Source organism: Niastella populi (genome assembly GCF_002078015.1).
In the GTDB taxonomy this organism is placed as follows: domain Bacteria; phylum Bacteroidota; class Bacteroidia; order Chitinophagales; family Chitinophagaceae; genus Niastella; species Niastella populi.
Map to the genome: position 1 here is coordinate 469,565 of NZ_LWBP01000001.1, position 22,123 is coordinate 491,687.

Here is a 22,123-nt window from a genome sequence, read left to right on the forward strand (position 1 = left end):
TGTTTTTTTACAGGTTTATCTTTTCAAGGTCGATATCGGCAGGGCCGGTTAAAACGTGGCCGTTGGCATCATATCGCGCACCATGGCAGGGGCAATCCCATGTTTTTTCAGAAATGTTCCAGTTTACAGTACATTTTAAATGAGTGCAGCGGGGGTTGATGGTATGTACCTGGCCCGATTCGTCTTTATACAAAGCCAGCGTCTGGCCTTCATGTTGTACGATCTTTCCTTCGCCGGGCGCAATATCGGCCAGCCCATGAATTTTTTCTTTCGTGAAGAAACCGGTGATCAATTGTTTGGCCACATCTACATTTTCTTTTACAAAATTGGTAAAGCCGGCCACTGGTTTTATGCGGTTGGGATCGAACAGTTTTATATAAGGGCTTTCTTTGTCGAGAACGATACTGCTTAGCAAACGCGCTGCAACATGGCTATAGGTAATGCCATTGCCGCCAAAACCGGTCGCTACGAGAATTTTACCGGGTTGTCCGGGCATATGGCCAATATACGGCAGGCCGTCGGCCGGTTCAAAATACTGTGACGACCACCGGTACGCAATTTCCTTTACATTGAAGTGATTACGAATATGGCTTTCAAGTTTATTGAATGGGGCGTTGGTATTGTCTTCGTGCGCGGTTTTGTGGTCTTCGCCACCCGCAATCAGGAATTGTTCGCCATCGATCAACTGGGTGCGGTAATAATGATATGGATCGTACATGTCGTAACTGAGGCCGGCAGGATATCTTTCATCGGCCAGTTTTACCGCCATGGCGTAAGAGCGGTATGGCGCACAACGCAAATGCACCAGGTTAACGCCCGGTGGTATATGGGTGGCGTAAATTAGCCAGCCTGTTTTTATATCGCCCAGCGATGTTTTAACCTCCAGCGGATCGGTATTGTCAGTTGCCATAACCCGGCAGTTTTGCACAATGGTGCCACCCGCTTCTTCAAATACTTTTGCCATCGCGAGCACATAACGTGTTGGGTGAAATTTAGCCTGGTTCTTTATTTCAAGCGCTTTTTCGAATTGAACGGGAACAGGCGTACTATCGGTATACGATGCGGTTACGCCGGCTTCAATAGTAGCTGCGCGAATGCTTTCGAGTTCCTTTGTCTGGTTCTCATTCTGCGAAAAAAGATAAGCCGTGGCTTCTTCAAAATTGCAGTCGATGCCATGTTTCGCAATATTGCCTTTAACGGTATTCAACGCTTCGCGCACAGCGGCTGCCACCAGCGAAGCGCCTTCCTTACCGAAATTATTGGCGATGGTGGTATACGGTGTATCGAGCAAAGTATTGAGGTGAGCGGTAGTGCCGCCTGTTGTACCAAAGCACAGGGTATGAGCTTCCAGTACCACACAGCGCAGGCCGGTTTGTTGTAATTGTAAAGCCGTGGTGATGCCGGTAATACCGCCGCCGGCAATTACCACATCGTAGTTTCGGGTAGTATCTAATTGCCTTACAGGAATATATGGTTCTGCTGTGCCCTGCCAAAGACTGATATTGGCGCCATCTCTTGCAATCATAACAACATTTACAGCAATACTGCAAATTTCATCCTGCTATCATCGGGTTATCGATGTAGAAAAATGTTGATATACAGGGAAAAAATTCCCCGGCCGGTGAGTTGTCAGCGGTTGAAACCAAATAAACGGGCATCGTCGTCGTGGAGGCCAAGCGCGAGGCGGGTGATGATCTGCGCTGCCAGAATACTGAAGGTGATGCCATTGCCGCCAAGGCCCAAAGCAAAATAGGTATGCGGTTTACCGGGTAAATTACCGATATAAGGCAACCCGTCTTTGGTGGAAGCAAATATGCCGGCCCATTTGAAATCGATGCGGAAAGGGATGTGCGGAAAAAGTTTTTTAAAGGCTGCTTCCAGTGCTTTGGCTTTAACCGGCAGGGCTTTGTCGCGTTTTTGCGGGTCGCTGAAATCATCGTCTTTGCCACCGATCAGAATGCGGTTGTCATCGGTTGTGCGCAGGTACAAATAGGGGCGGGCCGTTTCCCAGATGAGGGCATTCTGGTGCCAGTGATGATTGCTGGTAGCTGGTTCGCTAATGATGGCGTAGGTCGATTGCAGGCTTTGGATCTTTTGCGGAATGTAACGGGCCGATTCATAACCGCAGGCAATGACGAGTTTTCGGGCTTTGATCTTTTTGCCGCTTTCCGTTAACAGTTCAACACCGTTCCTGTTCTCACTGAAATTACTGATCTTCGTATGATCATAGATCTCAAGTCCCATCGGGCGGCTGCGATGCAGCAATGCATGCGTTAAACTATATGCTTTTACTTCGGCTGCATCGCGTGAAAGAATGGCCGCTTCTTTTTCGAAACCAAACTTGTTGCTGAGCGCTGCTTTATCAAGGTAATTTACGGCTATGCCATATTGTTTGCGCAACTTATACTCCTTTTGTAACAGGGAAACATCTTTTTTATAAGAAGCATATTGCAAACTGGGTCTTCTTGTAAAGGCGGTTTCTTCCCAGTTTCCGCAGATCTCCTCGAGGTCGGTGATGGCTTTTAAGCAAAGCAGGTAACTTCTTACGGCATCCTGCTCGCCGCGTTTGCCGATGAGTTCGCCGAGCGGCGTATCTATTTCATATTGCAGCAGAGCGGTACTTGCCGCAGTGCTGCCCATACCCACATGGCGTTTATCGACGATCAACGTTTTAAACCCCGCATGGCACAGGTACCAGGCCGTAAGTGCGCCGCTGATGCCGGCGCCCATAATAACCACATCGGTTTTTATATCATGTTGCAATGAGGGATAAGAGTGAATAATGCCTTTGTCGAGTAACCAAAATGGGTAGTCTGATCTGAGGTCCATAAGTTTATTTTTTGGGGGAATTCCCTGTTTTACCCGGCGTATGTATGGGTCATGCATAATTAAAAAGAAATGTGCCAGCGCTGGTGGCATATCATTTGAAATTGTTGCTTCAGGCCGGTTGATCTGAAGAGAATAATTCAAAGATGATATTACAGATTTGAGAGACGATCAGAACAAAATTCAACGCCTGGTTAGTTGCAGAATGACTACACGGATACGTCCGTAATAAACCTTAGGTGGGAAACTTATTGCCCAAGCTGTGGTGGATCATTATTATCCTAAATTGTAAAAAAAATGCTGAGTATCCAGGCATAAGTATCATGAATAAAAATTTTGCTATATCAAGCCGGTTGGATTTTTTATCAGGAGGCGGAGAAATGGGTGAAAGGATTAGAAATTTCGACTGGTCAAAAACGCCATTAGGCGATCCCGAAACCTGGGAACAAAGTTTAAAGACCTGCGTTCGTATCATTCTTACCTCGGCTCAGCCAATGTTCGTATGGTGGGGGCCTTCGCTCAATGCGATCTACAATGACAGCTATGCGCAAATAATGGGAAAAAAGCATCCTGCAGGGGTAGGCGCCCGGGCGCAGGATATCTGGTTTGAGATCTGGGACCAGCTGGTGTCCAAAATAAAAAGTGTTGAACGGAATGAAGGCACGTATGACGAATCGTTCTTTTTTATAATGGAACGAAAGGGGTACCAGGAAGAAGTATATGTGTCGTTCAGTTATAGCCCGGCCCCGGGCGACGATGGTAAGGTAAAGGGTATTTTTTGCGTTTGTTCGGAAAACACCGAACGCGTTATCAATGAAAGAAGGTTGCAGACGCTGCGCGATCTCGGATCGATCGCTTTTGATGAAAAATCACTCAACTCAATTTACCGGTACGTGGCCGAAGCGCTGGGAAAGAATAATAAAGATTTTCCTTTTGCAATAATATATGATATAGAAAGGAACGGCTGCAATGCTGTTGCCGCAGCCGCCACAGGTACCAACGGCAACCAGTATGTTTTACCGGAGGTGATCGACCTGCAAAACCCAACTGATATTACCAGCGATTTTGTTCAGGCTTTCAGAACCAATAAGGTAATCGTTTCGGGCATAACAAAACCGCAGGATGATATTCCGAAAGGGGCCTGGAGAAAGGCCGCCAGTCAGTTTATATATATTCCTGTCGGTGCGGCAGGCAGTAACCATCCTTATGCAATCCTGTTTGCTGCGCTTAACCCATACCGGCAATTCGATGAGGGGTATCTGCAGTTCTGTGAACTGGTAGGGGAGCGGGTTTCGTTGGAAATAAACAAGATGCTCACACTGGAAGAGGAAAGAAAACGCGCAGCAGCGCTTGAAGAGATAGATAAGGCCAAAACCGTTTTCTTCAGCAATATCAGCCACGAGTTCAGAACGCCGCTCACGCTTATCCTGAGCCCGCTGGAAGAACTGATCAATCAGCAGCATGGAAGCCTTAACGCAACAGATAAACAATGTAGAAACGGCGCACCGCAATGCATTGCGTTTGCTCAAACTGGTGAATACCCTGCTCGATTTCAGCCGTATAGAATCGGGCCGGCACCAGGCAAGTTATGCGCTTACCGATATTGTTTCATTCACAAGAAAGCTGGCCGCCAATTTCGAATCGGTGATGGAGAAAGCGGGGCTGCAGTTGATCGTTAAAACCGGTGAAGTGGATCAACCGGTATATATCGACCGGTCGATGTGGGAGAAAATAGTCTTTAACCTGTTATCAAATGCATTCAAGTATACGCTTAAAGGAAGTATAACGGTAGAGATCGGTTCTGAAGCGCATTTTCTGGTGCTGAAAATAAAAGATACCGGCGTAGGCATTCCCGCGGCAGAGCTTCCGCATATGTTCGAACGTTTTCACCGGGTTCAGCAGGTGACGGGAAGAACCTTCGAGGGCACGGGCATCGGGTTATCGCTAATAAAGGAACTGGTGCTGTTGCATAAAGGGGAGATCGGTGTTGAAAGCGAACTGAATGTGGGCAGCACGTTTATTGTAAAAATACCCCTTGGTAAAGATCATTTGCCGGCAGCGCAAATAACAACGCGTCCGGAGGATGAGGAAACCCAGGCCTTCAACATGTATGTAGAAGAGGCGGGCATCTTGCTGGTAAAAGCGCCGGAAGCAACCGACGCGGCTGAAAAGAAATCATTGCCCCTGGTGCTGGTAGCAGATGATAATGCAGATATGCGGGAGCATATTCAGATGATCCTGTCGAATCAGTTCAATGTGGTTACCGCCGTAAACGGCCAGGATGCATTACAGAAGATCCGCGAACAGAAACCCGGCCTGGTAGTTAGTGATGTTATGATGCCGGTGTTGGATGGTATCGGGTTGCTGAAAGAAATAAAAGGCAACAGGGCCACAGCCCATATACCGGTAATTTTGCTTACAGCCCGGGCCGGGGAAGAATCGAAGATCGTTGGCTGGGAAACTGGTGCAGATGATTATCTTACTAAACCCTTTTCTGCAAAAGAACTTATTTCGCGCATCGCTTCCCAGATAAAGACCCAGCAACTAAGGGCCGAAGCGCTGATCGATGTGGCCGAGCAAAAGAAATACGCGCAGCAGCTGGAAGATATGAACCGGGAGCTTACCAAGATGAACGAAGAGCTCACCTCATTTGCCTATGTAAGCAGTCACGATTTGCAGGAACCCTTACGCAAGATCCAGATGTTCAGCAAACGCATAATGGAAAAGGAAGTGCATGTGCTTAGTGAAGAGGGCAAGAACTTCTTTCAGCGAATGGACAATGCCGCCAGCAGAATGCAGCTATTGATAAATGACCTGCTTACCTATTCCCGCACCAATACTTCTCAAAAACATTTCGAAAGAACGAACCTGAATAAACTGGTAACGGAGGTGAAGCAGGAGTTGTATGAGCGCATTTCGTCTACCGGCACTATAATAGCCTGCGAATCGCTTCCCGAATTATCGATCATTCCATTTCAGTTCAAACAACTATTTACCAATCTTATCACCAACTCCATCAAGTTCGCGCGGCCCGGTATAACGCCATATATTCAGATCAGCGTTGGAAAGGTCGATGGGCATACGCTTCCGCAGCCAACCGCCAACAGGGAGAAAAAATACTGGCAGATATCCGTTGCCGATAATGGCGCCGGTTTCGATCCCAAATTCAATGAACAAATCTTCGGGCTGTTTCAGCGGCTGCATGGCAGAAGGGATTATGAAGGAACGGGGATCGGACTGTCAATAGCCAAAAAAGTGGTAGAGAACCATAATGGTTTCATTACCGCCGAAGGCAGGGAGAACGAAGGCGCCACCATTCATATTTTCCTGCCCGATTAACGGGCGCGGCCGGCCAGCCACAACAAACCGTCGATGATCATTTTGCCCTGTTCTTTACTGTCGAATGTGAAGGATAATTCTTTATTGGTGCCATGTTCGTAGTCGATATCGTTATGCCCCATATTCAGGTACAGCATTTTGTATTTCCTGTTCGTCCATACCACGGGGTAATACCCGCTGCGCCAGATCTCGTGCTGTTTGGGGCCGGTGCCCAGCGGAAAACTGGTTGAATCTATCGACAACAGGATCTCTATATCAGGGTTTTGCCGCAGGTCTTTCTCCCATTTATACCATTCATTGGGCGCCGAGCTGAAGGTGACCGGTACATGCCGGGTGACCGGATGCTTCTTTTTTTCTACCCGTAATACCGCTGCCGTTGGCCGCCAGGTATTGCCTGCATATTGGCCGGAACCCAGGAGCTCGTTATGGTACCAGTTCCAGTTCTGCGGATAGGTGGAAGGTGTTAGTGCAAAACCGGCAAAATGAAAACCTAAAAAGGCGCCGCCATTTCGCATATAGTGCTCGAACGCGGTGCGTTGTGCGGGATCGTTGGGCCGGGTATCTAAAAAAACAACCACCTGGTATTTTGAAAGTTCGGTTGCGTTCAACCGGTTCCAGTCGTTGGTTGAATCGTACCGGAAATGATATATTGCCGCCTGTTTTGCAAACCACCGGTTAGCCTCATGAACAAAGCTGATATGCGCCATGTCGTTTTTGGCGGTATAAAATGCAATGACGTTGAATTTTGCTTTTTGTTGAGCCGTAACACGAGTGAACGGAAGCACAAACAGAAGCAATACAATGACCAGGTAACGGGTATATGGCATGCTGTGAGAGTTGCGTAAACCGAAGGTAAGGATAATTGATTGACGGTTGATAGGTTGACAGAGCCTGCCCGATGAAGTTACAGGTTAACAAGGTGGTAAAGCTTAACGATAATATTGTCAGGCAAAGTGTAATAATTCCATTTATAATGCGTCTAATGGATTTTTATAATATTTTAGCGATCGTAGCAACCTATTATTAAATAAAACGCCTATATCTATTATGACCAGGAAACTGATATTACAAACAGCCATATTAGTTGTATTCGTTCAGGTTGGTTATGCACAAAATAATTGCACACCAATATTTAACAGTTTGGCCAATCATAAAATGAATTCCTGCGAAAGCAAAGAGTTCGAAAAGCTGGAGCTGTATAAAAAAGATAAAAAAGGCGAAACCTATTTTCAGAAAGCTGGCGAATTTATGAAAGCGGCGTTTTCATTTACCGGCGATTTCAATGCCCGTCCTTCAGAGGTTCAGATCTACCAGAATTATGTAAATGCCATTACAAAGGCCGGTGGTGAAGTGTTGTATAACGGCGGAAAAGGCGTGTATGGAAAGCTGATCAAATCGGGTGATGTATACTGGATAAGAGTATATACCGATGGCAGTGGCTGGTACTGGCTCGAAACGGTTAAAGAAGCTTCCATGCGGCAGGATGTAGCGGTAACGGCTGATGAAATTAACAAAACGATCCGCGAAGATGGTAAGATCCCGTTATATGGGATTTATTTCGATACTGATAAAGCCATCCTGAAGCCGGAATCAACCCCTACGCTTACCTCAATTGCCGGATTTCTGACAGCTAATCCCTCCATTACAGTTTTCATTGTAGGCCATACCGATAATACAGGCGATTACCTGCATAATATAAAATTGTCGAAAGAAAGAGCCGCAGCCGTGGTGAATGAACTGGTGAGTAAATACAAGATCAGCAAAACCCGGTTGATACCCGATGGTGTTGGCCCGCTGGCGCCGGTTGCAGCCAATAATACCGATGAGAAAAAGGCGAAGAACAGAAGGGTAGAAGTGGTAGCGAAATAAGGCACAAGGCTAAAGGCTAAAGGCATAAAGCTACAGGCTAAAGGCATAAGGCGTAAGGCGTAAGGCTAAAGGCATAAGGCTAAAGGCATAAAGGCAGAAGGCAGAACCCAAGATCCAAAGGGCAAACCCGGCTAAACAGGATAAAAAAGAAGGGGCGGTTAAAAAAAATCGGTGTTAAGTTGATGGCATACCTGCTATGATTTTGGTGGGCGGGAAATTCATAAAAACAGGCTGTTTTGTTGTTTTGCAGAGGTAACTGGTTTTTAATGAATTAGTTATGTTGATAACAGATTGATTTTACCAGGCCATTTTAATGTTGTACCTTTGCGCAACTTATTTCCGTCCTGCACCTATCTTGATTTCTCGCTGTTCAACATTTGTGAAGGTAAGAGCGTAAGCCCGGTATGTGTCTTGAAGGCAGCTTACCATCATTTTTCATTAAAATTTCAAAAATTGTCATTCGAAAAGTTAAAAATTATAGAGCCGATCTTAAAGGCGCTTAGAAACGAAGGTTATTCAAATCCTACTCCCATCCAGGAACAGTCTATACCTATCATACTTCAACGTAAAGATCTGTTTGGCTGTGCCCAGACAGGTACCGGTAAAACCGCAGCTTTTGCTATTCCGGTTCTTCAGTTAATACATGAACACAAACAAACGGTTAAACAACCCAATACGATAAAAGCGTTGGTGTTAACACCTACGCGTGAACTGGCCATGCAGATACAGGAAAGCTTTGAGGCATATGGTAAGTTCACCGGTATAAACCATACCGTGGTTTTTGGCGGTGTGTCACAATGGACGCAGGTAAACGCACTGAGAAGAGGTGTTGATATTTTGGTTGCTACACCCGGCCGTTTGCTCGATCTGATCAACCAGAATGTAGTAAGGCTTGGTGATCTGAAATTACTGGTGCTCGATGAAGCAGACCGTATGCTGGATATGGGTTTCGTAAACGATGTAAAAAAGATCATTGCCAAAACTCCCAGGCAAAAGCAAACGCTTTTCTTTTCGGCAACGATGGCGCCCGACATTCGTAGGCTGGCCGATTCTCTGTTGATCAACCCGTTGAAAGTGGAAGTAACCCCGGTTGCAACCACTGCCGAAACCATACAACAGGCGGTTTGTTTTGTTGAAAAGAAAAATAAACCCGCTTTGTTACTGCATCTGTTGACCAATACCGATATTCCCATGGCGCTGGTATTTACCCGCACCAAACACGGGGCCGACAGGGTTGCCAAAGAATTGAACCGGTCGGGCATAAGGGCAGAAGCCATTCACGGCAACAAATCGCAGCAGGCGCGGCAGAAAGCCCTGCACCAGTTCAGGCTAAAACAAATTAAAGTACTGGTTGCAACAGATATTGCAGCAAGAGGCATAGATATTGATGAGTTGAGCCATGTTATTAATTTTGAGTTACCTAACGTACCTGAAACGTATGTGCACCGGATAGGCCGCACGGGGCGTGCAGGCGCCAGCGGTATAGCCATTTCTTTCTGCGACCGGGAAGAAAAAGCATACCTGAAGGATATTCAAAAATTAACAAGTTGTTTGATACCGGTAGAAGGTGATCATCCATTTAAGGATGCCCCGGTTAATAACGACCTTAGAAAACAGGCCAGAACGCCTTATGAAATGGCCAAACCGAAACCGGCAAAGCGTTTTTCACGTGACAACAAACGCCCGGGCCGTTTTAATACCAGAGTAGTACAATAAATATCTTATATAGCAAATGTTTATTTTATGACAAACGTTCAGATTGAAAAGTTCCTCCAGCAAAATTACCTCGATAAAACACCGGTTAAGGTTAGTTTTAAGGGAAGAAAACCCATTGTAGGAATATTTATAACATCAGCCGATTACGGGGAGTTAAAGGCAAAGAATTTTTGGCGGATAGTTGGCGAGGTGAACATTGAAAACTACCAGAAGTCGAAAGATATGAGCCTGGCTAGAATGTTTAGCGGCTCTGAGTTCACCAGGCTTTCAAACCCTTAAATAGCTGGTTAACAATTTAAGTTGGTATACTCTTGTAAAAGAGTTATCTTTAATAACGACAATTGAGTTTTACACTAAAGTATTTGAAACGATATTTGTTAAAATAAGCTTCTACTTTTTGTGCGTTCTCAGTTCATTTATCACTTTTTAATTTTACAGTAATGAATTTGTATGTCTCAAACTTAGGGTTTCATGTTAATGATGATGACCTAATTAAATTATTTTCGGCTTATGGTAACGTTACCTCTGCGAAAGTAATAACAGACAGAGAAACTGGCAGATCACGCGGTTTTGCTTTTGTTGAAATGTCTTCTGAGGAAGAAGGAAAAAAGGCCATTCAGGGTCTGGAAGGAAAAGACGTTGAGGGCAGAAATATCTCTGTTTCCGTTGCAAGACCCAAAACCGACAGAGGAAACTCTTTTGGTGGCGGCGGTGGTCGTGGCGGCAACCGTGGTTCCAGATGGTAGAAGCCGATAATGCTTTTATATCGACATGATTAAAAAATAATTTGAAACCTTCAGCCCCCAGGCTGAGGGTTTTTTATTTATATGATGTTTGGGAGCGCCATTGATTTTGTACATTTCTTGCACCGACTGTGTGGCTGATATTGGGTAAACTTGCATATGGAACAATCTGTTGAAATTACCGGTCAGCGCGGTATCGTGTTGCGGCCTTTATTGCCGGCCGATGCAGCGGCGCTTGCTTCTATAGCCAATGATGCCTCTATAGTACCTTTTATACGTGATGCATTCCCACATCCCTATACCATTGCCCATGCGCGGAACTTCATACATTTTGCCGCAGGGGATAACCATTTAAAAAGTTGGGGTATTTTTGAAAACGGGCAGCTGGCCGGCGTTATAAGCGTAACCCTGCAGGATGATATTTACCGGCATTCCGCCGAAATAGGTTTCTGGCTGGGCGCTGCCTTTCGAAAGCGCGGGATCATCACTGAAGCCATCGGGCTTGTTTGCCGGTATGTGTTCAGTCAACTGCCGGTGGTGCGCATATTCGCGCATGTATTCATACATAATGAGGCTTCTAAAAAGGCCCTGCTGAACAATGGCTTCGAAATAGAAGGAATACGCAAAAAAGGATCGATCAAAAACAAAGAACTGATCGATGATATCTTAATGGCAAAATTAAAAAGCTGATGCCGGAAAAACTAGCGAACAAAATAGCGCAACGTACAGGTAACCATCAGTTGATCGACCTGCTGGCAGGGCAATTGCCGGGCGCCGATTGTAACTCCCTGTTGCTGGAAGTATTTGCGCGCAGAACAAAACAACTGACCGCCCCCGAATTGTTGAAGCAATATGAGAAGAACCGTTTTGTGCAACCGGCGGAAACCGATTTCATCCGCCTCATGGAACAATCCCTGCTTACGCTTAAAAATTTACAGGGCCATGGTTTCATCCCTTTGCAAATGTCGCCGCTGAGCCAGTTGGGAACCAGTTCGGTTGTGGGTACCGTTGATCAGAATAAAGTGGTTTCCGCCCTTCGCAATTGCGAGGTGTTGTCCGACGCTACCAATGCGCTGGCCCTGCATATTTGTAGTCAGAAGAAAAGGCAAAAGCAAACAGCTTCATCGGCGCATATAAAACATTGTACGGTGCAACGGCATGTACGGGCGCAGCAATTCAATGTAAAAGGCTTTGCACCGCACTTTACGATCGGCTGCCTGGTTTCATCGGGCGTCGATACCGGTAACTTTGCATTTGAGAAAAAGGCGCTTGGCGATCATTTCAGTGCGTTGAGCGATGTGCTTACGACGGTGTTCAATACCGGTAAAGTACGGTTCCGCCTGCAGCAAAGAGAAGGATACCCTTCGCATTTCATTCCTGCGGTTTTGGCGTATCTTCAAAACAACTTCGCCGGTATGGAAGTGACCGTGGATGAACAACCCGGTAAAAACAGTTATTATAAAGGAATTCAGTTCAAGGCTGATATAACTGTAAAACAGCGTCACTTTGAAATTGCCGATGGCGGGTTCGTCGACTGGACCCAACAGATGCTCAATAATAAAAAAGAGCGCTTTTTTATTGCCGGGTTCGGACTTGAATTGCTGAATAAACTTGAAGAAGGATTGTTATAAGGTATGAGTAAAGTTGTATTTGAAAATGAAACCACCTCTTTTACCCCAGGGCGTAACGACCAGGCTTCAATATATGATAAGGCCTGATTTAGCAAACAGCAACGGCCCCCGAGGAATCGGGGGCCCTGTATATGTTGTTGCTTTCTCTATTTAAACGTCTCTGTATTATCTTTTAATAAAGGTCCTGGTAGTAGCAGTACCGTCACTCAACACGATCACTGCCGAATAGGTTCCGGCCGCCAGCTGCTGCACGTTGATCGTATACGAGGCAGTGTGTTGTGGTTTAGCATATGCTACCAGGCTGCCCGCCGTATTATAAATATTCACCGATCTCAACTGCAGGTTACCACCGGCCACTACAGTAAGCACATTGCCGGCCGGAACCGGATACAGCCAAACATCGCCCGGCTGGTCGTTTTTAACGGCAACGGTTTTTGAATAAGTATACTTACCATCGAGGTCGTTCTGGCGCACGCGATAGAAACTGATGGCTGCAGGCAGGTTATTGTCGTTAAGGGAATAGTTATTGGGACCTGTCGTATTATTCGCTTTTATCGTATTGCCGAGATTGGTCCAGTTGGTGCCATTCGCGCTTTTTTCAACCTGGTAATTGGCGCAATTGTCTTCATCGGCGGTTTTCCAGCTTATTTGTATAAGTCCGTTGCGGCGTTGTGCATACACATCGAGCCATACCATGGGCAGCGGGCCTGAGGCTGCTGTTCCCAATGTAAGTTCATTCAGGGCAATACCCGAAAGGGTGGTGGTAACAAAGTTGCCGGTGCCGTTGCGAATGACATTTGTGATATAGGCGTTCCACCCGCTTCCATTGTGCACGTTAAGGGCCAATACGTTCTCACCAAGGCCGTTCAATTCCGTATCGCGATAATAGATAGTAACATCACCGGTAAACGGTGCAAGCGAATTGTTCCATTGATATACCCGGCTGATATGCGGATTGCTGCCATTGTGCAATGGAGTGGCCGACCGTTGTAAACCGTTGACACCGGTAATGGTATATGCGCCTGATGGCGTCAGTACCAGGCTGTCGACAGCAACCGCTGTGCCGGCTTCAATATAAAATGTGGCACCGGGTGTAAGGTACAGGCTGCTCTGTGCCGAAACTGCAGCCGGTAATAACAATATGGTTAAGAAGAATAAATTCCGCATACAACTTGTGATTAACAAAATGCAAACCTACGGTGTCATTGCGCGGTACAGAGAGCAATTGTATGTAAGCAACCATATTTTGTATGTGAACGGCGTAATCAATTGGCAACAGGAAATGGGCAACAGGCAGGTCTGTTTTTCGCCTTCGTTTTAATTCCGTCGTTCACATACAAATTCCCGCCGTTTGCATACAAGGGCTCCATTACCGCTTCAAAGTATTTATAATATTGCATCGCTGTGTCGCAGCATTCATCTCCAGGTCCTTCGCAAAAGCCATTGGTATAAACTTTCAAATCTCAAAATAAATACAAGGGTATGAACCGTATATTTATAAGTACATGTTGTGCATTACTTTTAATTTCAACCACCTATGGCCAGAGCGTAGGCATAGGGACCAGCCAGCCAAATGCCAGTGCTGCGCTCGACATTCAAAGTAGCAATAAAGGCCTGTTGATACCACGGATTGATGTGGCTGCCGTTGCTGCCCCGGCAAATGGCCTGATGATATTTAACGTGAATCCCTCGTCAGCTTATGGCACGGGATTATATATTAATATGGGAACCAGTTTTGCACCGCAATGGGTGCGCGTGGCTTCATCGGAGTCGGGTAATTTTATCCGTAACCAGCAAACGCAGCAGCTAAACAGCGGATTCAATATTTCAGGAAACGGCACTATTGGCGGTTTCCTGCTTGCAGGTAATAACACCAGCCTGTCAATCCCAATGGAGATCAGGTCTTCCAATTCATTATTAACAGGGATGGTAATACGCAATACTTCAAATAACGCCTCCTGGTCATTTCGTGTAAACGGATCTGCCAGTGCTGTTCCCGGGGCTTTTGTGCTTCAAAGTAACGGAAACAATGCAAACCATATTATAGCGGTTGACGGCAAGGTGGGCATCAATAAGTCAGATGCGCCCACCGAAGCGCTGGATGTAGATGGCAATATTAAAGCCTCAGGTGTTTTCCTTGTCGATCTTAAAACCACCAGATATGATTTCTCTATCTCTGGAAATAGCTACGGCTATGGAACTGTGTCCTGTCCGCCCGGTTACCGGTTGATCACCGGCGGCGGCGGCCATCGTGATTATAACAGTGCGGTGAGCGACATCGAGCTGGCGTACAATGGTCCCGATCCTTCAGCACCAACCACCACGTGGCGGATCATGGTAGATAATACCAGCAGCCGCAGCAGGGCCATGGTTGTCTTTTGTAATTGTGCGAAGGTGCGGTAGGGGCATTGGAAGAAAATATCAGGGGTGTACTCTAAATAAAAGTGGGTCATCTGCCAATGGCGGATGACCCAACTTATTACGGTCGATAATTACTTTCTTTCCGTTCTCGCCCTATCTACATACCGGTACTTGCCCAGCACGGTTCTCTCCAGCGTAAGTTTATACGTGCCGCCGGCATAACCGGCCGTTGTTACAATGGTTTCCTTTTTGGCTTTGGTAATGGCGCCGGGCGCAGGTTTACGCAGGAACTCATTCATTATCCGTCCGTCCATTGTGGCGGGAACGGGAATGTTAAGTGTGTACAGAACCGTTGGCGCCAGGTCTACATTGGAGGTAGGCAGTTCGCTTTCAAACGTATTTTTGAAGGCCGGTCCCGATACGATCAACGGTATATGAATGTCCCAGTTGCTGATGCTGCCGTGCCCTGCTACGCCGGGCAGAAAGGTGGCGCCTGCATAACCGGCGCTGTTCTTACGATCGTCCCAGTTGGCATCGACCAGGATATCTGCGGCGCGGCTATGGTTCCAGTGGATGGTTTCAAAACTCAGCGTCCCTTCTACAAATCCTTTTGTATCGCCGGCTTTAACGCCTTTGGTGAAAATAGCGCCTATATATTCGAGCGGGCGCAATACAGTCACTATCTTCTTTATAAGCTCAGGATCGTGGTTTTTGATATAAATGGCGCCGCCGGCCGTTACCACATCATCGGAAGTGGCGCTTTGTTTAAACCCGTTATCGATCAGGAGCTGGTTCAGGCTTTTGGTGTTTTGCCCAACATGCGTTGTAAAACCATGATCTGTTGAAATAAGAATGTTATTGTATCGCGTCAGTCCTTTGTTTTCCAGTTCAGCTACAATTCTGCCAAACTCAGCATCCACAGTTTTGATGCTGGCCATTGCTTCGGGCGAACCAATTCCTTTGGCATGCGCACTGCCATCAGGGTCTGAATACCAGATGGCGCTAACGAGTGGACCGTCATCACTCAATCCATATTTTATCAGCGCATCGGTCACCCATTTGTGTTTGCCGCCGGCTTGTACAGGGCCAAGGTCTTTAAAGATACTGTCTTTTATGGTGGCCGGTAAGATCATGGCCGGGTTAATGATGGCTCCGCCGCTGATAGTGTGGTTTTGTAAATAGGCCTGACCGGTAGAACCCGAACTGAATACCATCATTTTCTTACCCAGCGATTGCAATATCTCACCCAGTGAAGTAGTGGTGAGCAATTTGCCCCCGGTGGCTTCGCCGATCTTAAAAAGATCTTCCGCATCCCCGGTGTTCAGGCTTTTGTTGTTGACCACTTCGGGAAAGAATACAGCGTTGCCCATCAGCCCGTGTGTTACGGGATAACTGCCGGTAGCGTAGGAGGCTGAGTTCACCCGGGTTACAGTTGGAAATACGCTGTGATGCGATTTGCCATAAGCGCTGCGTTTTTTAAAAGCATGCAGATTGGGCATTGCTTCAGGTGTAATATAATCGGGGCGCAGGCCATCAAAGAACACGATCAGCGTTCTGGTTTCCGGTTGTTTGGTTTGCGCCGATGCCTGCAGTAGCGTGCTTGCCGTTATTATCGCAATGAGGATCTTATTCATGTTGTGTATCATTAAATATAATTTATTTATCCCACCATACTTTGATATCCGTATTGTCGCCGCCCATACCCGCAACGGCTTCTGCCAGGTGTTGCGCATTGAGCGATTGCAAATAAGAAGGGTATGGCACTCTTGAAGGAAACTGATTTTCTGCGGGGATACCGTTGCCTCTTGGCAATACCGGGTAGCCGGTCCTTCTTTTTTCGAACCACGACTGGTAATCCATAAACAGATAGGCAATATATTTCTGCAGCATGATCTGCTCTAACTGGCCTTCAAATGAGGCGCCGCCATTCCAGGCAACACCGGGGCGGGTAGTAAAATCGGCAGGCATGGTTATGCCCCATTGGGTCATGGAAGCGGCAATGCCTTTTTCATAATGTTGTTTGGGCGTGCTGCCGGTTGTAAATCCGCGAAGCGCCAGTTCCGCTTTAATAAATTCCAGTTCGGAATAGGTCATCATCACACCTAGGCCCTGGTAGGTTTTCAGGGCATCTACATAACTCGAATTGGCGCCTACCGCATATTCGGTAGAAGTAGGATAACCGCTTTCAATACCGCTGAAAGTGTCTACGCCATTCTTTGGTACTTTGGTTGCCCAAACCGTTCTGCGCGGGTCGCGGTCGGTATTGAGCTTGTTCATAAAGAATTTGCTGAAATACGCGCCGTCGCGCCATTCGAGCTGGCGGGTATTGTAGAAAGGATTGTAATAAGGAAATGTGCCGGGATATTTGAAGATAGCTTCATCTTCATTACCGGTAAATACCGGGCGGGAGGCGGTGTTGCCAAGGATATCATTTATTTGTGCACTTACATTCACATCACCATCGCGTTTGAGTATCCGAAGCAGCAAACGCAATTTGAGGGAGTTGGCAAACTTCTGCCATTTAACTACAGCGGCTGCAGGGTCTTTAGCGGCGGGGTTGGCATTGTACAACATATCGCCACCATAGGTAAGGGCCTTCTTTACAAACAGGCTGTTGGCAAGGTCGAGATCGGCCAGCAGTTTTGGATATATAGCCGACTGCTTATCGAAAGCTGGCAGGAAATCGCCTTCGGCGCCGTTGGTTGCTTTTGAATAAGGAACATCGCCATACAGGTCGGTAAGAATGGAGTAGGCCCAGCATTTATAAACCAGGGCAATGGCTTTGTAGTTCGGTTCATTCAGTTTATCGGCAGTGGCATATATATCTTCTATGTCGGTCAAATACAGGTAGAAATTGTTCCATACCGCTGCACCGGGGTTGATGACGTACCGATGCAGTCCGCCGCCGCTGTTGCTCGAACGGGGCGCATCTACCTGCATCAGCTGATGCGTAAAGAAACGGCCTTCGTTGATGGCCGTGTTCACCATGCGGTATTGCAACTGGCCCAGCATTACGCCCGGCGTACTTTCTTTCGGGCGGTTGGGGTCGTTATTCAACTCATCGAAATTTTTTGTGCAGGCCGTTGATAACAGGGATACTGATAACACCAGGCCGGCTATATTTTTAAGCGTTTTCATAATTGCTGATTAAAATTTTACTGTAAGATTTACACCCATCGTTCTTGCTGAAGGGAACTGGGTTAGTTCAACGCCGGGCGTTAAGGTGCCGCTGTTCAGGTTGCCTCCTTCGGGGTCGAAGCCGGGGAAGCTGGTAATGTTGAACAGGTCGCGGCCATACAACGCTATGCTTGTTTGCTGCAGATGCAGTTTGCTTACCCACTTCCCGGGCAAATTGTATTCAAGGCGCACTTCGCGAAGCTTCAGGTACGAGGCGTCGAAGATGTTTGTTTCTGCATTGCCGATCGTGTAATATGTTTCGTAATAACTGGCTGCAGTAACTTTAACGGTATTGGGCACATACTTGCTGCCATCCCACACAACGCCGTCGCCTACAATACCTTCGTCGCGGCCCGGCAGCGTGACCTTGGTTTTACCCAGCGTATTGTTCTTGTGATTGGTTTGGGAATACATGCTGCCGCCTTTTTGCCCGTCGAGCAAAATGCTTACGCGTACATTATGAATGGTGAATTCGTTCATGAGGCCCGCCCGCCAGTCGGGAAATGCATTGCCCCATTTTTTTACATTGGGGTCAAGGGTGGCGGGCAACCCAACCGATGAATATACGATCCTGCCCTGGTCATCACGCAAAAACCCTTTGCCATACATATCGCCCATACGGCCGCCCACCCTGGCTTCTATGGTAACGTTACTGTTATGTGCATACATTACCTGGCTGGTTATGCCTTCGGCCAGTTCTTTTACATAACTGCGGTTCGTGCTCCAGTTCAGGGTCGAGGTCCAGCTGAAGTTCTTATGCGCAACCGGTTTTCCGCTCAGCACCAGCTCAACGCCTCTGCTGTTGATCAAACCGGCATTCACCACTTTGTTCGAATAACCCGAAACGGGGTCAACGGGGATGGCAATGATCTGGTTGCGGCTGTTGTTGTTATACACCGTAGCGTCGATGCCCAAACGGCCGTTGAACAAACGAAGGTCAAAGCCGGCTTCATAACTGGTAGTGATCTCCGGTTTAAGATCGGGGTTATACATGGTGCCGGGATTGGTAAGGTTGTTACTATAGATCTTGTCATAGTATTTTGCCGTTTTGTACGGGTCGGTATCGTTGCCCACCTGCGCCCAGCTCAGCCTCAGTTTCGCAAAGGAAACTTTGGCCGGTAAACGAAAGATCTCATTTAATAACAGGCTGGTGCTGAAAGAAGGGTAGAAGTAGGAGTTGCTTCCGGCGGGTAATGCACTCGACCAGTCGTTCCTGCTTGTTATATCGAAGAAGATCTTTTCCTGGAAATTCAATTGCCCTGATGCGTATACGCTGTTGATGGCCTTTTTCGATTTTTGCGGATCGGCCACGGCGGGGTCGAGGCTGTTGCTGATCATATACACGCCGGGTTGCGCCAGCTGATCGGCATACATGCCTGCAAAATCATAGGTAGAACGCATGGCGTTGCCACCGGCCGACAATGTGAAGCGGAGATCTTTAGTGAAGCGGTCGTTATATGTTAACAGGGCATCGGTATTCACTTCATAATTGAAGATGTTCTGTTCACGGTAGGAACCATTGGGAAATTTGGTCATGCTGAAAGGCCGTTGTTGTGAACGGAACTCGAAGGAAAGATCAGTGCCCGTGCGTACCTGCAGCTCCAGTTTCGGACTGATCTCATAATTGGCCGACAGGGTTCCGATAACGCCGTGTTTGTTCATCTTATTCAGCATCTCGTACAGGTCGAGATAGGGGTTGTCGGGACCGGAATTGAACGGGTTTCTTTGTTTAACATGTTCCAGCCCCGGCTGCCAGTAAGGTTTGAACCATGCGGGCCTGATATTGGGCGCCGTGCCAATGATGAGGAAGTACATGATGGATTGGTTATTGTAACCGGCACCCGGCAGGTTATCGCTTTTTTTGTTGGTGTAATTCACTTTACCGTTTATCTTAAGCCGGTTGCTTACCTGCTGGTTAACCGATAATGAAGCATTGATGCGTTCGTACCCGGTGTTCGGCAGGATCCATTGATTTTTCATGTGCGTGAGCGAAAGGCGTGCCGTTCCCCTGTCGTTACCGCCTTCAATGGCAAGGCTGTTGGTAATGGTCAATCCTGTTCTGAAAAATCCTTTGATATAGTTTTTATCTGCAACCCACGGTGTACGAACGGTGGGTTTGCCATCGGGCGCATCGGGATTGTATTGAAAATATTCCTGTCCGGCGAATTTTGGGCCAAAGGCGCGGCCGGCAGCCACGGTAGTACTGGTGTTGGCGCCATCGGCGCTGTTGCCGTATGAGTAGTATTTATCGGTTCTGCCCTCGCCGTATTCGTATTGATAATCGGGCCAGCGGTTCACCTGGTCAATACTGATGTTGGTGTTGTAGGTAATGCCGATGCCTTTCACTTTTTTTGATCCTGATTTGGTGGTGATCAGGATGGCGCCGCCGGCTGCGCGGCTGCCGTACAGGGCGGTAGCGCCTGCACCTTTCAGGATGGTCACTTTTTCTATATCGTCGGGATTGATGTCGGAAAGATCGGAACCAAAATCGACCGGGTTATCTGCTGAAAGGTGTGATGAATAACCGGTGCCGGTGATGCGTTTGCTCACCGGTACGCCATCGACAATGATAAGCGCCTGGTTATTGTCGAGGTTCAGCGAACTTTCGCCGCGCAGCGTAATGCGCGATGATCCCATGGGGCCTGCACCGGCGCCCTGGATGTTCAGTCCGGCCACTTTGCCAGAGAGCGAATTCACCCAGTTGTTGGTGCGGGCGTCCTGAACGGCGTTTTCCTTAACGGTTTGGGCGGAATAACCAAGCGATTTTTCTTCGCGGCGGATGCCCAGCGCGGTTACCACTACCGTATTCAGTTCTTCATTTTTCAGGCGCATGGTAACGGCCAGGGAGATCCTGGTTTTTTCATGCACCTTATAACCGGCAAGGGTATCTGAAACAAACCCGATGTGACTGAAAATAAAATGATAGGGGCCGCCTACCGGCAGATCGGTAAAGGTGAAGATCCCTTTCTCATTGGTTTGGCCGCTGGCCACGGGGTCATTGCTTTCGTTGTGCATAGATACGGCTACATTGGCAAGGCTTTCACCTTTGCTGTTCTTTACGATACCGGTGGCAACCGGGTTGCTTAGCTGTGCATGTGCAATGGATGCGCATGTCGTTAACAGCAGCATACAGGTTGCCCTGATGAATTGTTTTGGTAAATAAATAATTGCATTCATACTATTGCAGTTTTGACAAAAAGATCCCTGTGCATACTGCCGGTGTTTTTTGCAGCATGCAAATGAGTAATAAACGTTTCAAAAAAATTATCGAGTTTCTATAATGATCGACCCGTTCTCTTCGCGCATCACCAGGTTATTGAGCAAACTGATCGTTTGAATGAACGCGGCGAGCCGTTCTTTCCGGTGATCGTACCGGCCGGTAAATGTGATGCCTTCTACCTGCCCGGGCCGGAATAAGATTTTCGTCTGGTACTTTTCAGATAAGGTGATAAGGATGTTTGCAAGCGGCTCGTTACGAAAGACCGTTATGGTACTGTCGGCCTGTTGTAACCGGTGGCTGGTAATGACTTGTGCGGGTTTAAATGGTTTAGGGTTCTCTTTCCTGTTCAGGAGCACAAGGTGTTGCCGTAGGTCAAGTTGCAGTTCCTGGCCGGGCAGCAGACAGATAATATTACTGCCGTTCAGTTGTACGGTGCTGTCGGATCGTACGCGCACTTTACCGCTTAACAAATGCACGCGGGTTGTTTTACCTTCAAATGCCGTGATCCTGAAAACCGTGCCGATGGCGGTAGTGGCCAGTTTGCCGGCGTGCACGGTGAATGGGCGCGATGCATCTTTGGCTACATAAAAAACTGCCTGTCCGATCAGCGTAATTTCGCGGCGGTCTTTCATGAACGGAACAGGATAGCTTAACCCGCTTCGCGGCGCCAGTTTAACCCTGGTGCCATCTTCGAGTGTTATGGATTGGGTTTTTGAAGTGGTATTTGACCGGTGAATTATTTTGCTTGCGGGCGCTGGCGCTGCTGTCGTTTTTGTCGCCATCGCTTTTTCGGGCGCCGGTGTAACCAGGTGGGTATACCACCAGGCGCCGGTTGCAAGTAAAAGCACTGCAGCCGCCGCCCACGAGCGGATAATGATCAACCTGCGTTTGCGCCCTGTTTGCTGCCTGATAACAGCCAGCATTTTTTCCGAAACAGGTGCCGGTAATGGTTTGCCGGGTTCGAAGGCGCACCATGTTTGCTCCGTCATGTATTTGTTCAATACCTCCGGGTGCTGAATGAAATAAGCCCTTACCGCCTGTTGTTCTGCCTCATTACATTCATTGTTGAGGAACCGTTCTATGAGCGCTTCCGAAATATTCATATTTATAATTCGCAGGAAAAAGCCGTATCCCTCACCGGTAACAATTAGTTAATACGTTTAACGCGGAACGCAGAACGCTTAACGCAGAACAATGCAGCATGCTCAATGCAGAACGCTTAACGCGGCGACAGGCACTTT

The 22,123-nt window shown here is 47.5% G+C and carries 17 protein-coding genes; 9 read left to right on the forward strand and 8 right to left on the reverse strand.

The features are described 5' to 3' along the window. Window positions 1-7 precede the first annotated feature (7 nt). Both A4R26_RS01810 and A4R26_RS01815 read right to left on the reverse strand, forming a co-directional pair. Window positions 8-1,525, reverse strand: a complete 1,518-nt coding sequence (locus A4R26_RS01810; RefSeq protein WP_081159159.1) for an FAD-dependent oxidoreductase — start codon at window positions 1,523-1,525, stop codon at window positions 8-10. A 104-nt stretch (window positions 1,526-1,629) separates the two neighbouring features. Further along, window positions 1,630-2,829, reverse strand: a complete 1,200-nt coding sequence (locus A4R26_RS01815; protein WP_165760115.1) for an NAD(P)/FAD-dependent oxidoreductase — start codon at window positions 2,827-2,829, stop codon at window positions 1,630-1,632. Window positions 2,830-3,149: 320 nt separating this feature from the next. Here A4R26_RS01815 and A4R26_RS35550 point away from each other — a divergent pair, with 320 nt between their 5' ends. Both A4R26_RS35550 and A4R26_RS01820 read left to right on the forward strand, forming a co-directional pair. Next, window positions 3,150-4,505: a GAF domain-containing protein gene (locus tag A4R26_RS35550; RefSeq protein WP_242674796.1), complete on the forward strand. Its 1,356-nt coding sequence runs from the start codon at window positions 3,150-3,152 to the stop codon at window positions 4,503-4,505. 40 nt (window positions 4,506-4,545) lie between these two features. Continuing rightward, window positions 4,546-6,165 carry a sensor histidine kinase gene (locus A4R26_RS01820; protein ID WP_242674798.1) on the forward strand — a complete coding sequence of 540 codons (1,620 nt, stop codon included), beginning with the start codon at window positions 4,546-4,548 and terminating at the stop codon, window positions 6,163-6,165. Here A4R26_RS01820 and A4R26_RS01825 read toward each other — a convergent pair. Further along, a complete protein-coding gene (locus A4R26_RS01825) occupies window positions 6,162-6,992 on the reverse strand; it encodes a ThuA domain-containing protein (RefSeq protein ID WP_081159165.1) in 831 nt (276 codons plus the stop codon). The two genes, A4R26_RS01820 and A4R26_RS01825, sit on opposite strands and share 4 nt — an antisense overlap. A gap of 220 nt (window positions 6,993-7,212) precedes the next feature. Between A4R26_RS01825 and A4R26_RS01830 the strand changes: the two genes are divergently transcribed. From A4R26_RS01830 to A4R26_RS01855, 6 genes are all read left to right on the forward strand, one after another. After that, the gene (locus A4R26_RS01830; RefSeq protein ID WP_081159167.1) at window positions 7,213-8,034 is read left to right on the forward strand and encodes an OmpA family protein; all 822 of its coding nucleotides are present in this window, start codon (window positions 7,213-7,215) and stop codon (window positions 8,032-8,034) included. Window positions 8,035-8,487: 453 nt separating this feature from the next. Continuing rightward, the gene (locus A4R26_RS01835) at window positions 8,488-9,750 is read left to right on the forward strand and encodes a DEAD/DEAH box helicase (protein ID WP_081159169.1); all 1,263 of its coding nucleotides are present in this window, start codon (window positions 8,488-8,490) and stop codon (window positions 9,748-9,750) included. 27 nt (window positions 9,751-9,777) lie between these two features. Continuing rightward, a complete protein-coding gene (locus A4R26_RS01840; protein WP_081159171.1) occupies window positions 9,778-10,029 on the forward strand; it encodes a short-chain dehydrogenase in 252 nt (83 codons plus the stop codon). 161 nt (window positions 10,030-10,190) lie between these two features. Next, window positions 10,191-10,496: an RNA-binding regulator gene (rbp, locus tag A4R26_RS01845; protein ID WP_081159173.1), complete on the forward strand. Its 306-nt coding sequence runs from the start codon at window positions 10,191-10,193 to the stop codon at window positions 10,494-10,496. A gap of 156 nt (window positions 10,497-10,652) precedes the next feature. Beyond that, window positions 10,653-11,183 (forward strand): GNAT family N-acetyltransferase, encoded by a 531-nt coding sequence (locus tag A4R26_RS01850; RefSeq protein ID WP_081159176.1) that lies wholly within the window; start codon window positions 10,653-10,655, stop codon window positions 11,181-11,183. Beyond that, the gene (locus tag A4R26_RS01855) at window positions 11,183-12,124 is read left to right on the forward strand and encodes a hypothetical protein (protein WP_081159178.1); all 942 of its coding nucleotides are present in this window, start codon (window positions 11,183-11,185) and stop codon (window positions 12,122-12,124) included. Before A4R26_RS01850 ends, A4R26_RS01855 begins: the two co-directional genes overlap by 1 nt. A 165-nt stretch (window positions 12,125-12,289) precedes the next feature. Here the strand turns inward: A4R26_RS01855 and A4R26_RS01860 are convergent, their stop codons facing one another. Next, on the reverse strand, window positions 12,290-13,291 hold the full coding sequence (locus A4R26_RS01860) for a T9SS type A sorting domain-containing protein (protein ID WP_081159180.1): 1,002 nt from the start codon (window positions 13,289-13,291) through the stop codon (window positions 12,290-12,292). Window positions 13,292-13,606: 315 nt separating this feature from the next. On the opposite strand from A4R26_RS01860, the gene A4R26_RS01870 reads away from it, so the two are divergent. Next, window positions 13,607-14,527, forward strand: coding sequence for a phage tail-like protein (locus tag A4R26_RS01870; protein ID WP_081159184.1), 921 nt, complete (start codon window positions 13,607-13,609; stop codon window positions 14,525-14,527). Between the two features lie 89 nt (window positions 14,528-14,616). Here the strand turns inward: A4R26_RS01870 and A4R26_RS01875 are convergent, their stop codons facing one another. The 4 genes from A4R26_RS01875 to A4R26_RS01890 form a co-directional block, all read right to left on the reverse strand. Then, window positions 14,617-16,131: an alkaline phosphatase family protein gene (locus A4R26_RS01875; RefSeq protein ID WP_107685785.1), complete on the reverse strand. Its 1,515-nt coding sequence runs from the start codon at window positions 16,129-16,131 to the stop codon at window positions 14,617-14,619. Window positions 16,132-16,141: 10 nt separating this feature from the next. Continuing rightward, window positions 16,142-17,623 (reverse strand): SusD/RagB family nutrient-binding outer membrane lipoprotein, encoded by a 1,482-nt coding sequence (locus A4R26_RS01880; protein WP_081159186.1) that lies wholly within the window; start codon window positions 17,621-17,623, stop codon window positions 16,142-16,144. Between the two features lie 9 nt (window positions 17,624-17,632). Continuing rightward, the gene (locus A4R26_RS01885; RefSeq protein WP_207625657.1) at window positions 17,633-20,839 is read right to left on the reverse strand and encodes a SusC/RagA family TonB-linked outer membrane protein; all 3,207 of its coding nucleotides are present in this window, start codon (window positions 20,837-20,839) and stop codon (window positions 17,633-17,635) included. 87 nt (window positions 20,840-20,926) lie between these two features. Next, entirely contained in the window at window positions 20,927-21,985 is a 1,059-nt protein-coding gene (locus tag A4R26_RS01890) for a FecR family protein (protein WP_081159188.1), read from the reverse strand. Window positions 21,986-22,123 lie beyond the last annotated feature (138 nt).

Bases quoted from the DNA above. Each gene is read 5' to 3' on its own strand.
- A4R26_RS01810 (WP_081159159.1), bottom strand. From the start codon at position 1,525: ATGATTGCAAGAGATGGCGCCAATATCAGTCTTTGGCAGGGCACAGCA.
- A4R26_RS01815 (WP_165760115.1), bottom strand. From the start codon at position 2,829: ATGGACCTCAGATCAGACTACCCATTTTGGTTACTCGACAAAGGCATT.
- A4R26_RS35550 (WP_242674796.1), top strand. From the start codon at position 3,150: ATGAATAAAAATTTTGCTATATCAAGCCGGTTGGATTTTTTATCAGGA.
- A4R26_RS01820 (WP_242674798.1), top strand. From the start codon at position 4,546: ATGTGGGAGAAAATAGTCTTTAACCTGTTATCAAATGCATTCAAGTAT.
- A4R26_RS01825 (WP_081159165.1), bottom strand. From the start codon at position 6,992: ATGCCATATACCCGTTACCTGGTCATTGTATTGCTTCTGTTTGTGCTT.
- A4R26_RS01830 (WP_081159167.1), top strand. From the start codon at position 7,213: ATGACCAGGAAACTGATATTACAAACAGCCATATTAGTTGTATTCGTT.
- A4R26_RS01840 (WP_081159171.1), top strand. From the start codon at position 9,778: ATGACAAACGTTCAGATTGAAAAGTTCCTCCAGCAAAATTACCTCGAT.
- rbp (WP_081159173.1), top strand. From the start codon at position 10,191: ATGAATTTGTATGTCTCAAACTTAGGGTTTCATGTTAATGATGATGAC.
- A4R26_RS01850 (WP_081159176.1), top strand. From the start codon at position 10,653: ATGGAACAATCTGTTGAAATTACCGGTCAGCGCGGTATCGTGTTGCGG.
- A4R26_RS01855 (WP_081159178.1), top strand. From the start codon at position 11,183: ATGCCGGAAAAACTAGCGAACAAAATAGCGCAACGTACAGGTAACCAT.
- A4R26_RS01860 (WP_081159180.1), bottom strand. From the start codon at position 13,291: ATGCGGAATTTATTCTTCTTAACCATATTGTTATTACCGGCTGCAGTT.
- A4R26_RS01870 (WP_081159184.1), top strand. From the start codon at position 13,607: ATGAACCGTATATTTATAAGTACATGTTGTGCATTACTTTTAATTTCA.
- A4R26_RS01875 (WP_107685785.1), bottom strand. From the start codon at position 16,131: ATGATACACAACATGAATAAGATCCTCATTGCGATAATAACGGCAAGC.
- A4R26_RS01880 (WP_081159186.1), bottom strand. From the start codon at position 17,623: ATGAAAACGCTTAAAAATATAGCCGGCCTGGTGTTATCAGTATCCCTG.
- A4R26_RS01885 (WP_207625657.1), bottom strand. From the start codon at position 20,839: ATGAATGCAATTATTTATTTACCAAAACAATTCATCAGGGCAACCTGT.
- A4R26_RS01890 (WP_081159188.1), bottom strand. From the start codon at position 21,985: ATGAATATTTCGGAAGCGCTCATAGAACGGTTCCTCAACAATGAATGT.